The organism is Streptomyces sp. NPDC098789 (assembly GCF_044759975.1).
In the GTDB taxonomy this organism is placed as follows: domain Bacteria; phylum Actinomycetota; class Actinomycetes; order Streptomycetales; family Streptomycetaceae; genus Streptomyces.
Genome location: NZ_JBIWAJ010000002.1, coordinates 453,109 through 466,633, shown reverse-complemented (window position 1 = coordinate 466,633; position 13,525 = coordinate 453,109). Strand labels below are relative to the sequence as shown.

Here is a 13,525-nt window from a genome sequence, read left to right as displayed (position 1 = left end):
TCAGGCAGTCGGCTTGGTGGCCTTCAGCGAGGTCTCCACCTTGTGGATGGCGCGGTCGAAGTCCTTCTCCCCGCGCTGCCCCTCGCCCCAGTTGTTGTGGACGGTGCTGATCACCGCGCCGACCCGGATCACCGCGATGTCCTGGTCCACGACGTGCTCCTCGTTCTTGAACTGCACGCGCAGGCCGGTGGACTGCTCGCCGAGGGCCGGGATGTCGAAGACCTCGGCCTTGGCGAGGGCGGCCTTGCCCTCGTAGGTGGCCTCGAAGGACCCGCAGGCCTTGACCGTCGCGGCCAGTGCGGTCACGGCGCGCTCGGCGTCGGCCGCGTTCTCGTAGCCGCTGACGTCCTGGAGCATCAGGCTGCTGCCGGAGGCGTCGCTGAAGACGGCCTGGCGGCTCATCTTGTAGTCGGTCAGCAGTCGGCCGGTGTTGACCAGGTCGACGACGGCCTTGCAGCTCTCCGGCTTGGCGGCGCCGAACTCGCGGCTCTTGGCGTCGCCGTTGTCGATGACGGTGTTCTCGTCGAGCTTCCACCCGCTGGAGAGGTCCGCCACCGTCAGCAGCACGCGCTGGGCCTGGTCGGCCGTCAGCGCCCCGGATCCCTTGGCGGACGCGGCCGAGCCGGCCTTGTCGCCGGCCTTGTCGCCGGCCTTCTCGCCGCCCTGGCACGCGGCGACGAAGAGCAGGGAGGCGGCCGCGAGGGCGGTCGCGGCGAAACGGGTACGGCGCTGCACGAGGACTCCAGGAACGGATCTTGCTTGGCGGAAGCAAACCTAAGCGTAAAGTAAGCAATTCCGATGATCCGAAGGTCACGCAAAATTGTGACCTTGCTCCCAGTCCGTTCCGCCCAGCGGCCCGCGCCCCTCCCCCGCCACCGCCACCGCCACCGCCTCAGGGTCGGTCGAGCCGCAGCCGCTCCGCCCTCGGCAGCCCCGCCACCACCAGGTCGTACGAGTCCTCGATCAGCTCCTCGACCATCGCGTCCGGGAGCCCGCCCACGGTCACCGTGTTCCAGTGCCGCTTGTTCATGTGCCAGCCCGGGGCGACCGCCTCGTGCTCGGCGCGCAACCGCACCGCGGCTTCCGGTTCGCACTTGAGATTGATCGTGAGCGGGGTCCCGTCGAGCGCCGAGAGCGCGAACATCTTCCCCAGCACCTTGAAGACCGAGGTCTCCGGATTGAACGGGAACTCCTCGACCACGGCGTTGAATCCGAGGCAGAAGGCGCGCAGCTCGGCGGGCGTCATGCGCTCTCCCCCTCGACGGCCGGCGCCGGTTCGACCGGCTCGACCAGCACGGTGACGATCTTGTTCCGACGTCCCGCCGTCGATTCGGCGGTCAGCCGCAACGAGCGGCCGCCGGGCAGGTCCTGGAGCGCGGAAGCCCCCGCGATCGGCACCCGGCCGAGCGCCTTGGCGAGCAGTCCGCCGACCGTCTCCACGTCCTCGTCGTCGAAGTCCTCCACCCCGAACAGCTCGCCGAGGTCGGTGATGTCGAGACGGGCCGTCACCCGGTAGCGGTCGTCGCCGAGCTCCTCGACGGGCGGCAGTTCGCGGTCGTACTCGTCGGTGATCTCGCCGACGATCTCCTCCAGGATGTCCTCGATGGTGACGATCCCGGCCGTGCCGCCGTACTCGTCGATGACGACGGCGACGTGGTTGCGGACCTGCTGCATCTCGCGCAGCAGGTCCCCCGCGTTCTTCGTGTCGGGCACGAAGACCGCCGGGCGTATGGCGGTGGTGACGAGTTCGGACTCCGCCTCGCGGCTGACGTGCGTCTTGCGGACCAGGTCCTTGAGGTAGACGATCCCGACGATGTCGTCCTCGTTCTCCCCGGTGACCGGGATGCGCGAGAAGCCCGATCGCAGCGCGAGCGTGGTCGCCTGACGGATCGTCTTGTACCGCTCGATGCAGATCAGGTCGGTGCGCGGCACCATCACCTCGCGCACGAGCGTGTCGCCGAGCTCGAAGACCTGGTGCACCATGCGGCGCTCGTCGTCCTCGATCAGCGATTCCTTCTCCGCCAGGTCGACCATCGCGCGCAGCTCGGCCTCGGAGGCGAACGGCCCCTTGCGGAAGCCCTTCCCGGGGGTCAGCGCGTTGCCGATGAGGATCAGCAGCTGCGGGATCGGGCCCATCACCCGGGCCAGCGGGACCAGGACGTACGCCGCCGCGGTCGCCGTGTTCAGCGGGTGCTGGCGGCCGATCGTACGGGGGGAGACGCCCACCGCGACGAAGGAGACCAGCACCATCACGGCGATGGCCGTGAGCAGCGCCCGCCAGTTGTCGCCGAGGGCGTCGAGGCACACGTAGGTGACGAGGACGCCCGCCGCCATCTCGCAGGTCACCCGGACCAGCAGGGCCACGTTGAGGTAGCGGGTCGGGTCGGCGACGACCTGGGCGAGCTTGGCGCTGCCGCGCCGCCCCTCGCGCACGGCCTGCTCGGCACGGAAGCTGGACATGCGGGCGATCCCGGACTCGGCGCAGGCCGCGAACCAGGCCACCACGACCAGCAGGACCGCCCCGGTGATCAGCTGGGGGGCGGTCACGAGACGGTGGGGGCGGGAGAGGCCCCGGTCATCCCGCGCTCACCGCGCCAGCCGTCCACGATGGCCGCCTGCAGGCCGAACATCTCGACCTTCTCGTCGGGCTCCTCGTGGTCGTAGCCGAGCAGGTGCAGCACCCCGTGGACGGTGAGGAGCTGGAGCTCCTCGTCCATGGAGTGCTGCGTCGGGGCGTCCTCGCCCTGCTTCTTGGCGACCTCGGGGCAGAGCACGATGTCACCGAGGAGCCCCTGCGGGGGCTCCTCGTCGTCCTTCGACGGCGGACGCAGTTCGTCCATCGGGAAGGACATGACGTCGGTGGGTCCGGGCAGGTCCATCCACTGGATGTGCAGCTGCTCCATCGCGGCCTCGTCGACCACGATGACGGACAGCTCGGACAGCGGGTGGATCCTCATCCGGGTGAGCGCGTAGCGGGCGATGTCGAGGATCGCCTGCTCGTCGACATCGGTTCCGGACTCGTTGTTGACGTCGATCGACATGGTGCTTCTGGACTACTTCCCGTTGTGGCTGTCGTACTGCTCGTACGCGTCGACGATACGGCCGACGAGCTTGTGCCGGACGACATCCTCGGAGGTGAGCCGCGAGAAGTGGATGTCCGGGACCCCTTCGAGGATCTCCTGGACCTGGCGCAGACCGCTCTTGGTACCGCCCGGGAGGTCGACCTGGGTCACGTCACCGGTGACGACGATCTTCGAGTCGAAGCCGAGCCGGGTGAGGAACATCTTCATCTGCTCGGGCGTGGTGTTCTGCGCCTCGTCGAGCACGACGAACGCCTCATTGAGGGTGTTGTGCGTCAGCAGGTAGTCCTGGGTGACGTACAGCGAGTCCTCGGCGGCCACCTGGATGCACACCGCCTCCTCGCGGCCCGCCGGCTCGATGGAGTCGATGAAGCGCATCGGGCGCCCACCACCACCGGCCGCGCGGTAGGTGTCCCGCTTGCGGGCGAGACGGAAGGGCTCGATTTCGTCGGGGAGACGGATCTCGACGACGTGCGAGTCGAAGCGGTGGATGCCCAGCGCACTGCCCTGTGCCCTACCCTCGGCCCTGCGGCGCCGTGTGTACGCCACACCGCCGAGGGACTGGACGAGGGCGATCACGTCGTCGCGCAGGACGATCGACGAAGTGGAGTACTGGATCCGGCAGGTCCGGTCCCGTTGGGTAACCGGACCCCCGTCGGAGTCGAGCAGCCCTTGGAGCACCGCGAGTCGGACCTCGGCCGTGTTGAAGAGGTAGTCGTCCGGCACGAACTTGGAGTGGGAACGACTGCCCAAGAGATCCAATTCCCGCATCACCTGAGTGACGGGATTCGCCAGGGTGACCACGTCGCCGGGCGACTTCACCCTGTTCAGGACGTAGTCGGGGCCGCGCTTGTGCCGGGCCACGACACCCGGGAGCGCGTCTTCCAGCGCGCGGACGAGCTCTTCGTCCTCGGTGGAGAACGACGGGGTGGTGGAGCCGGTGACGCATCCGTCCCCGAGCAAGAGTCCCAGGGCGTACGGGTCCATGGGAATCGTCCGCGCAGGGAACGCGACGGGAGCGGTCAGCGTCGGCAACTCGTAGCGGCGGGCGTGCGCCGCGCGGAGGTTACCGATCATCTCCTTCGTCTCCAGGACGCGCCACGGCTTGTCGCGCCGCCTGTCGGACGCCGTGCGGACCGTCCAGAGGTGCTCGCCGCAGCACAAGGTCCAGGACCCGTCCTGTGCGGTCACGCGGTAGATGTCCTTCTCGCCCTGCGGGTATACCCCGAGGACCGGCGTTGGCTCACCGTTGGACCCGACGACGAGGTCACCCACCCGGAGGTCGCCCATGGGACGCCAGCCGTCCGGCGTCAACACCTTCGTGAACACCGGCTGCGCCCTACCCCGCATATAGGCCAGCGGCGCCACCTCGATGGTGCCCGCCGCCATCAGGCGCGGGATCGAGTCGGGGTCGATCATGTCGTGCAGCGCGTCGTAGAGCGGGCGCAGGTACGGGTCGATCTTGTCGAAGAGGCTGCCCGGCAGGAAGCCGAGGCGCTCGCCCGCCTCGACCGCGGGGCGGGTCAGGATGATCCGGTTGACCTGCTTGGACTGGAGGGCCTGGACCGCCTTGGCCATCGCCAGGTAGGTCTTGCCGGTACCGGCGGGGCCGATGCCGAAGACGATCGTGTTCTTGTCGATCGCGTCGACGTACCGCTTCTGGTTGAGGGTCTTGGGGCGGATGGTGCGGCCGCGGCTGGAGAGGATGTTCTGGGTGAGCACCTCGGCCGGGGTCTCCTCGCCGCCCCGGCTGCCGTCGCCCGTGCCATTGGCGCGGAGCATCGCGATCGACCGTTCCACTGCGTCCTCCGTCATCGGCTGTCCGGTGCGGAGCACCAGCATCATCTCGTCGAAGAGGCGCTGGACGAGGGCGACTTCCGCCGCTTCCCCGACCGCGCTTACCTGGTTGCCCCGCACGTGGATGTCGGTGGCGGGGAACGCCCGCTCGATCACGCGCAAGAGGGCGTCTCCCGATCCGAGCACCGTCACCATCGGGTGCTTGGCCGGGACGGTGAAGTGGGCTCGTGCCTGCCCCGGTACTGCGGGGGTGCGGGCTGTCGGTGTCTGAGTCATGGGCCGGCTCTGAGGCCTGCACATACCTCCCGTCGAGGGGTCTCGCCGATCGACGACCCTCTGGATTACCAAGCGTACGACTCCGCACCCGGATGCCCGAAGGGATTTCCCGAGCTCCCCCGGCAGGTCACGAGCCGCTCCCCTACGCGGAGTGGCGGAAGCCGATCGTGGGCACCGCACGGCGCCGCACGGCCCGGCGCGCCTCCTCGGCGGCCGCGGCGGCGTCCCCGGGCACCAGGTCCTCCAGGAACCCGTAGTGCCGGAGCCCCTCGGGGACCCCGCCGGGCCGGGCCCGCAGGGCGTGCCACCAGTGGGCCACCTCCGGCCAGCCGGGGGCGGACAGCGAGCCGCCGAACTCCTGCACGGACAGGGCCGCGGTCAGGCCGGCGAAGGCGAGCCGGTCCGCGAGCGGCCAGCCCGCGAGGGTGCCGGTGACGAAGCCCGCCACGTACACGTCGCCCGCGCCCGTGGGGTCCAGGGCCTCCACCTCGATCGCCGGGACCTCGGCGCTCTCCCCGGTCCGGCCGTCCACCGCGTACGAGCCCTGCGCGCCCATCGTGACCACCGCGATCGGCACCCGCTCGGCCAGGGCCCGGGCCGCCGCGCGCGGGCAGTCCGTCCCCGTGTAGCGCACCGCCTCCGCGGCATTCGGCAGGAAGGCCTCGCAGTGGTCCAGGTCGCCCAGCGCGTCCAGGTCCCAGCGCCCGCTCTCGTCCCAGCCGACGTCCGCGAAGACCCGGGCCCCGCGGCGCGCTGCCGCGGCGACCCACTCCTCGCGGCGCCCGGGGGCCAGTGAGGCGACCGCGGCCCTGGCCCGGGGCGGACAGTCCGGGATGGGGTCCGAAGCGGCTCCGGGGGGCGCCTCGTGGCCGTGGGAGACCATCGTGCGCTCGCCCTCGTAGGCCATCGAGACGGTGACGGGCGAATGCCAGCCGGGAATCCGGCGCGACATCGCCAAGTCGATGCCCTCGCCCTGCTCCAGGGCGTCCCAGCAGTACTCGCCGTAGTGGTCGTCGCCGAAGGCCGCGGCGAGCGAGGTGTGCAGCCCGAGCCGGGCCAGCGCGGTCGCCATGTTGGCGACTCCGCCGGGGCTGGAACCCATGCCGCGGGCCCAGGACTCGGTGCCGCGCACCGGGGCCGAGTCGAGGCCGGTGAAGATGATGTCGAGGAAGACCGTGCCGGTCAGGAAGACGTCGCAGTCCGGATCGCGGGGCGAGCGGATCGGACCGAGCGGGTCCACCTGCTCGCCGGCGGCTCTGTTCCCGTTCTGGCGGCTGTTGCGACTGGTCACGGCGTGTTCCCCGTTTCGTACGCGGCGTGGAGGGTCCGGAAGGCTGCCAGCCCTGCCCTGCCCGGACCGGCGCAAACCCCAGTGTGTCCCAGATCACCACCGGATCGCTCTTCTCCCCAACTCCGGTCGCTTGATAGATATTGGCCCCCGCTTCTCACGCGGTGCCTCGAACCACCCGCGCGCCACCTGGATCCACCGTGTCCGACCATGCTCCGGAGCACCCCGCCTCCTGGCCCCTCGTCGCCCTCTTCACCGCCGGCTACGTCGCCCCGTACCTGCTGCCCACGGTGGTCGGACGGCTCGACGCGCACCTCCCGCTCAGCTCCGCCCAGGCCGGGCTCATCGGCTCGGTGCTGCTGCTCGGCTCCGCCGCCGCCGGTTTCGCCCTCGCCTCCCGCATCCCGCGTCACGGGCCGCGCCCGCTCGCCCGGCTCGGGCTGCTGCTCGCCGTCGCGGGCTACGCCGCGGCCGCCGCCACCTCCCTGCTGCCGCTGGTCGTGGTGGGGGCGGTGGTCGGCGGCTTCGGTTCCGGTACGGCCACCGCCGTCGCCGCCTCCGGGATCGCCGCCCAGCGGGATCCGCACCGCACGTCGGCCGTGGGGCTGCTGTCGGTGTCGGCGACCGCGGGGGCGCTGTACCTGACCCTGCCCCGGCTCGGCGGCGGCCACGGGCTGCCCTTCGCCGCGATCGCGCTGGTCGCGGCCCTGGCCTGGCCCGCCACCGGGCGCCTCGCCGGGCCGCCGGGCGACGGCGGACGGACCGCCGGGGGGCGGGGCGTCGTACGGGGCTCCGCCTCGCGGCTGCCGAACCCGCGGGCCGGGGTGGTGCTGGCCGGGGCGCTGATGCTGTGGTCGCTGGCCCAGAACGCGCTGTGGGGGGTCAGCGGCCGGATCGGGTCCCAGCAGGCGGGCCTGTCCGAGGTGACGCTGGGCATGGTCTTCGCGGCCGCGCTCGGCGCCGGGCTGCTCGGGGTCACCGCCGCGTCCGCGCTGGGCGCGCGGCTCGGCCGGGCGGCGCCGATCGGGGCGGGTACGGCCCTGATCGCGCTCTGCGTGGCCGCGTCCTCCGCCGCGCGGGACCTGGGCTCCTTCGCCGCGGGGGAGATCCTGTGGAACGCGCTCTACCCGGTGGTCCTCTCGTACGCCATCGGTCTCGCCGCGGCGCTGGATCCGCGCGGCCGCTGGGCGGTGCTGGCGGGCTCCGCGTCCTCCCTCGGGGTGGCGTGCGGCCCGGTCACGGGCAGTCTGCTGGCCGAGCGGGCGGGGTTCCCGGCGATGGGGCTGGTGCTGGGCGGGCTGCTGCTCGCGGTGGCCGCGCCGTTGACCGCGGTCGCCCTGCACGCGGGGGGCCGCCCGCTGGTGCCGGGGTCGGTGCGGCGCCGGGGCGGGGCCCCGGCCGCGGTCCTGGCGGCGGGGGCCGGGGCGGCGCTCTCCGGGCGGCTGCCGCGGGTGGGCGCGCCGGAGTTGACGGTCGTCGACGTGAGCGTGCGGCCGTTGCCGGGGCGCACGCCGCTGCGGGTGCTGCTGCGGTCCCCGGCGGCCCGCTACCCGCGCTTGGGCAGCGGGACCCGGGCGAGGTCGGCGGCGATGGTCAGCTCGCCCTCGAACCCGGCGGCGCGGGCCTCGCGTTCGAAGTCGGCCGGGTCCGTGTAGCGCTGCGAGAAGTGGGTCAGCACGAGGTGGCGGACCCCGGCCGCGCGGGCGACCCGGGCGGCCTGGGCGGCCGTCAGGTGTCCGTGGTCGGTGGCGAGGCGCTCGTCCGCGTCGAGGAACGTGGACTCGATGACCAGCATGTCGCAGCCCTCGGCGAGGGCGTCGACGCCGGGGCAGAGCCGGGTGTCCATGACGAACGCGAAGCGCTGGCCCGGCTTGTGCTCGCTGACGTCGTCGAGGGTGACGCCGTTCAGCTCGCCGTCGCGCCGGAGCCGACCGACGTCGGGGCCCTCGATCCCGTGCCGGGCGAGCAGTTCGGGCACCATGCGGCGGCCGTCGGGCTCGGTGATCCGGTACCCGAAGGACTCCACGGGGTGCGAGAGCAGCCGGGCCTCCAGGGTGTACGTCGCCCCGCTCGCCAGCACCCCGTCGGCGGCGACGGGGGCTTCGGCGAGCGCGACCGTCTCCCGGTAGGCGGTGGCGTAGCGCAGCCGGTCGAAGAACTTCTGGCCGGAGGCGGGGTAGTGCGCGGTGACGGGGTGCGGGACCTGGTCGAGGTTGATCCGCTGGATCACCCCGGCGAGGCCGAGGCTGTGGTCACCGTGGAAGTGGGTGACGCAGATCCGGTTGATGTCGTGCGCGGCGACTCCGGCCCGCAGCATCTGGCGCTGCGTGCCCTCGCCCGGGTCGAAGAGGATGCCCTCGCCGTCCCAGCGCAGGAGGTAGCCGTTGTGGTTGCGGTGGCGCGTGGGCACCTGGCTGGCGGTGCCCAGCACCACGAACTCGCGTACGGACACGGCTATCCCGGGGGCCATTCCAGGCCGCGGCCGCCGAGCACGTGGGCGTGCGCGTGGAAGACGGTCTGGCCGGCGCCCGCGCCGGTGTTGAAGACGATCCGGTAGCCGGAGCCGTCGATCTTCTCCTGCGTCGCGATCTCGCCCGCGGCGCGCAGCACGTCGCCCGCGACGGCGGGTTCGGCGGCGGCGAGGGAGGCGGCGTCCGGGTAGTGGACCTTGGGGATGACGAGGACGTGCGTCGGCGCCTTGGGGCTTATGTCCCGGAAGGCGAGGGTCGTCTCGGTCTCGTGGACGACGGTCGAGGGGATCTCACCCTTGACGATCTTGCAGAACAGGCAGTCAGCCTGAGGTTCCCCGGCCATGTGCGGCGCCTCCGTAGCAGTGATCGACTCCCCGCATCGTAAACGCCTCCGGCGGCGCCTCAAACGCCGGCGAGGCTGAACTCGCCCGGCGGCGCCGACCGGCTACGGCTACGACCAGCGGCCCGTGCGGGCCAGCAGGACGGCCGCGGCGGCGGTGCCGGCGGTGGAGGTCCGCAGGACGGACCGCCCCAACCGGTACGGCTTCGCCCCCGCCTCCGCGAACACGGCCAACTCCTCCGGCGAGACCCCGCCCTCGGGCCCGACGACGACCACGATCGCCCCCGCCACCGGAAGCTCCGCCGTGGCCAGCGCCAGCGACCCCGCGTCCCGGTCCTCGTGCAGGACCACCGCCAGGTCCGCCCCGGCCAGCAGCGCGGCGACCTGCTTCGTGGACATCGCTTCGGCGACCTCGGGGAACCGGACCCGGCGGGACTGCTTGCCGGCCTCCCGCGCGGTCGCCCGCCACTTGCCCAGCGCCTTCGCCCCCCGCTCCCCGCGCCACTGCGTGATGCACCGCGAGGCCTGCCACGGCACCACCGCGTCGACCCCGGTCTCGGTCATCGTCTCGACGGCCAGCTCGCCCCGGTCCCCCTTCGGCAGCGCCTGGACCACGGTGATCCGTACCGTCGGCTCCGGCTCCTCGTGGACCGATTCGACCGCCACCACCAGCCGGTCCTTGCCCTCCGCCGCCTTGACCACGGCTTCGGCCCACCGCCCGCGGCCGTCCGCGAGGACCACCGCCTCGCCGGGGTTCAGCCGCTTCACGGACACCGCGTGGCGGCCTTCGGGACCGTCCAGGACGAACTCCGGCCCCGCGGGGACCTCTTCGACCACGAACACCGGGGCGGTCATGACGCACTCCTCATCTTCAACATCTGCAACACGCTCTGCGCTTCGGCCAGTTCGGCCGCCAGTACCTCCACCAGCTGCCCGGCGGGCAACGGCCTGGCCAACCGGTGCCCCTGACCCGCCCACAGCGCCATGCCCTGCGGGTCTCCGGCCGCCGCCGCGGCCTTGCGCAGGCCGGAGGTGATGTGGTGGACCTGGGGATAGGCGGCAGGCGCGTACGGCCCGTGCTCCCGCATGAAGCGGTTGACCAGCCCGCGCGCCGGCCGACCGGAGAAGGCCCGGGTGAGTTCCGTGTGCGTGAACAGCGGGTCGGTCAGGGCCTTCTTGTGCGCCGGGTCGGCGCCCGACTCGGGACAGGCCAGGAAGGCGGTGCCGAGCTGCGCGGCCTCCGCGCCCGCGGCCAGCACGGCGGCGATCTGCGAGCCCCGCATGATGCCGCCCGCGGCGACGATCGGGAGCGCGACGGCTTCCCGCACCAGCCCGACCAGGGCCAGCAGGCCGATGCCCGCCGTCCCGTCGAGGTGCGGGTCGTCGCGATGGGTGCCCTGGTGGCCGCCCGCCTCGATGCCCTGGACGCAGACGCAGTCGGCGCCCGCGTCCTGCGCGGCCTTGGCCTCCTCGACGGAGGTCACGGTGACCACGGTGCGGGTGCCGGCCTGGCGCAGCGCCGCGAGCACCTCGGCCGGGGGACAGCCGAAGGTGAAGGAGACCACCGGAACGGGGTCTTCGAGGAGGATGGCGAGTTTGGCGTCGTAGCCGTCGTCGCAGGTGCCGACGGTGTCCTCGGGCGCGAGGGAGACCTCGTACCAGCTGGCCTCACCGGCGAGCTGCCCGCGGTAGGCCTCGACGGCGGCGGGGTCGACCGAAGTGGCCTGCGGGACGAAGAGGTTGACGCCGAAAGGGCGGCGGGTCAGTCCGCGCAGCCGCTTGATCTCCTGGTACATGCCGTCGGCGGTCTTGTAGCCGCCGGCCAGGTAGCCCAGCCCGCCCGCCTCGCACACGGCGGCGGCCAGCGGCGGGCAGGAACCGCCGCCCGCCATCGGGGCCTGCACGATCGGGTACTGGTGAAGACCGTTCGGTGCGGAGGACATGCCGAGCATCGTGCCATGTCCCCCGCCCCCGACCGAATCGTGCAATTCGCCTGGCATAGTCCGGTTCCCCGGTGTACCGGACGCCCGCCCGGGGCGTCCGGTGCCAGCGCGATCAGCGGCCGTTGAAGGCGTCCTTCAGCCGACTGAAGAGGCCCTGCTGCCCGGGCTGGAACTGCCCGGTGGGCCGCTCCTCGCCGCGCAGCTTCGCCAGCTGGCGCAGCAACTCCTCCTGCTGCGCGTCCAGCTTGTTCGGGGTCATGACCTCGACGTGGACGATCAGGTCGCCCCGGCCGCCGCCGCGCAGGTGCGTGACGCCGCGGCCGTGCAGCGGGATGGACTGGCCCGACTGGGTGCCGGGGCGGACGTCCACCTCTTCGAGGCCGTCCAGGGTCTCCAGCGGGCACTTCGTGCCGAGGGAGGCCGCCGTCATCGGGATCGTGACCGTGCAGTGCAGGTCGTCCCCGCGGCGCTGGAAGGTCGAGTGCGGCAGCTCGTGGATCTCGACGTAGAGGTCGCCGGCGGGGCCGCCGCCGGGGCCGACCTCGCCCTCGCCCGCGAGCTGGATGCGGGTGCCGTTCTCGACACCGGCCGGGATCTTGACCGTCAGGGTGCGGCGGGAACGGACCCGGCCGTCGCCCGCGCACTCGGGGCACGGGGTCGGGACCACGGTGCCGAAGCCCTGGCACTGCGGGCAGGGCCGCGAGGTCATGACCTGGCCCAGGAAGGACCGGGTGACCTGCGAGACCTCGCCGCGGCCGCGGCACATGTCACACGTCTGCGCCGAGGTGCCGGGTGCGGCGCCCTCACCGGAGCAGGTGGTGCAGACGACGGCCGTGTCGACCTGGATGTCCTTGGTCGTCCCGAAGGCCGCCTCGTCGAGTTCCAGGTCGAGGCGGATCATGGCGTCCTGGCCCCGGCGGGTCCGCGAGCGCGGTCCGCGCTGCGAGGCCTGCCCGAAGAAGGCGTCCATGATGTCCGAGAAGTTGCCGAAGCCACCGGCTCCGAACCCGCCCGCTCCGCCGCCGCCCGAGGAGGACAGCGGGTCGCCGCCGAGGTCGTAGACCTGCTTCTTCTGCGGGTCCGACAGCACCTCGTAGGCCGCGTTGATCTCCTTGAAGCGCTCCTGCGTCTTCGGGTCCGGATTCACATCCGGGTGGAGTTCACGCGCGAGGCGCCGGAAGGCCTTCTTGATCTCGTCCTGGGAAGCGTCGCGGCGCACGCCGAGTACGGCGTAGTAGTCCGTGGCCACTTACGACTCCGCCAGGATCTGTCCGACGTAACGTGCCACTGCGCGTACCGCTCCCATCGTTCCGGGGTAGTCCATGCGGGTCGGTCCGACCACGCCGAGTTTGGCGACTGCTTCGCCGCCCGAACCGTAACCGACCGAGACGACCGACGTGGAGTTCAGTCCCTCGTAGGCGTTCTCGTGCCCGATCCGTACGGCCATTCCCGACTCACTGGCCTCGCCCAGCAGCTTGAGGAGCACGACCTGCTCCTCCAGCGCTTCGAGCACCGGCCTGATCGTCAGGGGAAAATCGTGTCCGAAGCGGGTGAGATTGGCGGTGCCGCCGATCATCAGCCGTTCTTCGGCTTCCTCCACGAGGCATTCGAGGAGGGTCGCGAGGACGGTGGAGACCGTCGCCCGGTCCTCGGTCTCGAAGGACTCCGGGAGGTCCTGCACCAGCGGCGGCACGTCAGTGAACCGGCGGCCGACGACCCGGCTGTTGAGCCGCGCCCGCAGATCGGCCAGGGAGGTCTCCCCGAAGGGCGTCTGGCAGTCGACGAGCCGCTGCTCGACCCGGCCCGTGTCCGTGATCAGTACGAGCATCAGGCGGGCCGGGGCCAGCGAGAGCAGCTCGACGTGACGGACGGTGGAGCGGGTCAGGCTGGGGTACTGGACGACGGCGACCTGCCGGGTGAGCTGCGCCAGCAGCCGCACCGTGCGACCGACGACGTCGTCGAGGTCCACGGCGCCGTCGAGGAAGTTCTGGATGGCCCTGCGCTCGGGCGACGACAGCGGTTTGACGCCCGCCAGTTTGTCGACGAAGAGGCGGTAGCCCTTGTCCGTGGGGATGCGCCCCGCGCTGGTGTGGGGTTGGGCGATGTAGCCCTCTTCCTCCAGCACGGCCATGTCGTTGCGCACGGTGGCGGGCGAGACGCCGAGCCGGTGCCGCTCGGTGAGCGCCTTGGAGCCGACCGGCTCCTCCGTCCCGACGTAGTCCTGGACGATGGCGCGGAGCACTTCGAGTCTGCGTTCGCTGAGCATCGCGCACACCTCCGTCTGTGATGCCTGTTCGTGTGGAGCCTGTCCACCGGCCGTCATGGCGGGT

The 13,525-nt window shown here is 72.0% G+C and carries 13 protein-coding genes; 1 reads left to right on the top strand and 12 read right to left on the bottom strand.

Annotated elements, in window-relative coordinates:
• The 6 genes from ACIQWR_RS06355 to ACIQWR_RS06330 form a co-directional block, all read right to left on the bottom strand.
• Positions 1-735, bottom strand: coding sequence for a hypothetical protein (locus ACIQWR_RS06355; protein ID WP_404005488.1), 735 nt, complete (start codon positions 733-735; stop codon positions 1-3).
• 157 nt (positions 736-892) lie between these two features.
• Entirely contained in the window at positions 893-1,246 is a 354-nt protein-coding gene (locus ACIQWR_RS06350; protein WP_404005487.1) for an MmcQ/YjbR family DNA-binding protein, read from the bottom strand.
• A complete protein-coding gene (locus tag ACIQWR_RS06345) occupies positions 1,243-2,547 on the bottom strand; it encodes a hemolysin family protein (RefSeq protein WP_404005485.1) in 1,305 nt (434 codons plus the stop codon). Before ACIQWR_RS06345 ends, ACIQWR_RS06350 begins: the two co-directional genes overlap by 4 nt.
• Positions 2,544-3,041 carry an rRNA maturation RNase YbeY gene (gene ybeY / locus ACIQWR_RS06340; RefSeq protein WP_354380195.1) on the bottom strand — a complete coding sequence of 166 codons (498 nt, stop codon included), beginning with the start codon at positions 3,039-3,041 and terminating at the stop codon, positions 2,544-2,546. The genes ACIQWR_RS06345 and ybeY overlap by 4 nt, the downstream gene beginning before the upstream one ends.
• Positions 3,042-3,053: 12 nt before the next feature.
• Positions 3,054-5,153, bottom strand: a complete 2,100-nt coding sequence (locus ACIQWR_RS06335) for a PhoH family protein (RefSeq protein WP_404005483.1) — start codon at positions 5,151-5,153, stop codon at positions 3,054-3,056.
• Between the two features lie 142 nt (positions 5,154-5,295).
• Complete coding sequence (locus ACIQWR_RS06330; protein WP_404005482.1) at positions 5,296-6,444, bottom strand: PfkB family carbohydrate kinase; 1,149 nt, start codon at positions 6,442-6,444, stop codon at positions 5,296-5,298.
• Between the two features lie 197 nt (positions 6,445-6,641).
• Here ACIQWR_RS06330 and ACIQWR_RS06325 point away from each other — a divergent pair, with 197 nt between their 5' ends.
• On the top strand, positions 6,642-8,096 hold the full coding sequence (locus ACIQWR_RS06325) for an MFS transporter (RefSeq protein ID WP_404005480.1): 1,455 nt from the start codon (positions 6,642-6,644) through the stop codon (positions 8,094-8,096).
• Here ACIQWR_RS06325 and ACIQWR_RS06320 read toward each other — a convergent pair.
• From ACIQWR_RS06320 to hrcA, 6 genes are all read right to left on the bottom strand, one after another.
• A complete protein-coding gene (locus ACIQWR_RS06320; protein WP_404005479.1) occupies positions 7,988-8,893 on the bottom strand; it encodes a ribonuclease Z in 906 nt (301 codons plus the stop codon). The two genes, ACIQWR_RS06325 and ACIQWR_RS06320, sit on opposite strands and share 109 nt — an antisense overlap.
• A gap of 2 nt (positions 8,894-8,895) precedes the next feature.
• The gene (locus ACIQWR_RS06315) at positions 8,896-9,255 is read right to left on the bottom strand and encodes a histidine triad nucleotide-binding protein (RefSeq protein WP_404005477.1); all 360 of its coding nucleotides are present in this window, start codon (positions 9,253-9,255) and stop codon (positions 8,896-8,898) included.
• 108 nt (positions 9,256-9,363) lie between these two features.
• Positions 9,364-10,107, bottom strand: coding sequence for a 16S rRNA (uracil(1498)-N(3))-methyltransferase (locus ACIQWR_RS06310; protein ID WP_404005476.1), 744 nt, complete (start codon positions 10,105-10,107; stop codon positions 9,364-9,366).
• Positions 10,104-11,195 (bottom strand): nitronate monooxygenase, encoded by a 1,092-nt coding sequence (locus ACIQWR_RS06305; RefSeq protein ID WP_404005474.1) that lies wholly within the window; start codon positions 11,193-11,195, stop codon positions 10,104-10,106. Before ACIQWR_RS06305 ends, ACIQWR_RS06310 begins: the two co-directional genes overlap by 4 nt.
• Before the next feature lie 112 nt (positions 11,196-11,307).
• Positions 11,308-12,444 carry a molecular chaperone DnaJ gene (gene dnaJ / locus ACIQWR_RS06300; RefSeq protein ID WP_399267141.1) on the bottom strand — a complete coding sequence of 379 codons (1,137 nt, stop codon included), beginning with the start codon at positions 12,442-12,444 and terminating at the stop codon, positions 11,308-11,310.
• Positions 12,445-13,461: a heat-inducible transcriptional repressor HrcA gene (gene hrcA / locus ACIQWR_RS06295; RefSeq protein WP_404005473.1), complete on the bottom strand. Its 1,017-nt coding sequence runs from the start codon at positions 13,459-13,461 to the stop codon at positions 12,445-12,447.
• Positions 13,462-13,525 lie beyond the last annotated feature (64 nt).

Bases quoted from the DNA above. Each gene is read 5' to 3' on its own strand.
- ACIQWR_RS06350 (WP_404005487.1), bottom strand. From the start codon at position 1,246: ATGACGCCCGCCGAGCTGCGCGCCTTCTGCCTCGGATTCAACGCCGTG.
- ACIQWR_RS06310 (WP_404005476.1), bottom strand. From the start codon at position 10,107: ATGACCGCCCCGGTGTTCGTGGTCGAAGAGGTCCCCGCGGGGCCGGAG.
- hrcA (WP_404005473.1), bottom strand. From the start codon at position 13,461: ATGCTCAGCGAACGCAGACTCGAAGTGCTCCGCGCCATCGTCCAGGAC.
- ACIQWR_RS06305 (WP_404005474.1), bottom strand. From the start codon at position 11,195: ATGTCCTCCGCACCGAACGGTCTTCACCAGTACCCGATCGTGCAGGCC.
- ACIQWR_RS06315 (WP_404005477.1), bottom strand. From the start codon at position 9,255: ATGGCCGGGGAACCTCAGGCTGACTGCCTGTTCTGCAAGATCGTCAAG.
- ACIQWR_RS06335 (WP_404005483.1), bottom strand. From the start codon at position 5,153: ATGACTCAGACACCGACAGCCCGCACCCCCGCAGTACCGGGGCAGGCA.
- ybeY (WP_354380195.1), bottom strand. From the start codon at position 3,041: ATGTCGATCGACGTCAACAACGAGTCCGGAACCGATGTCGACGAGCAG.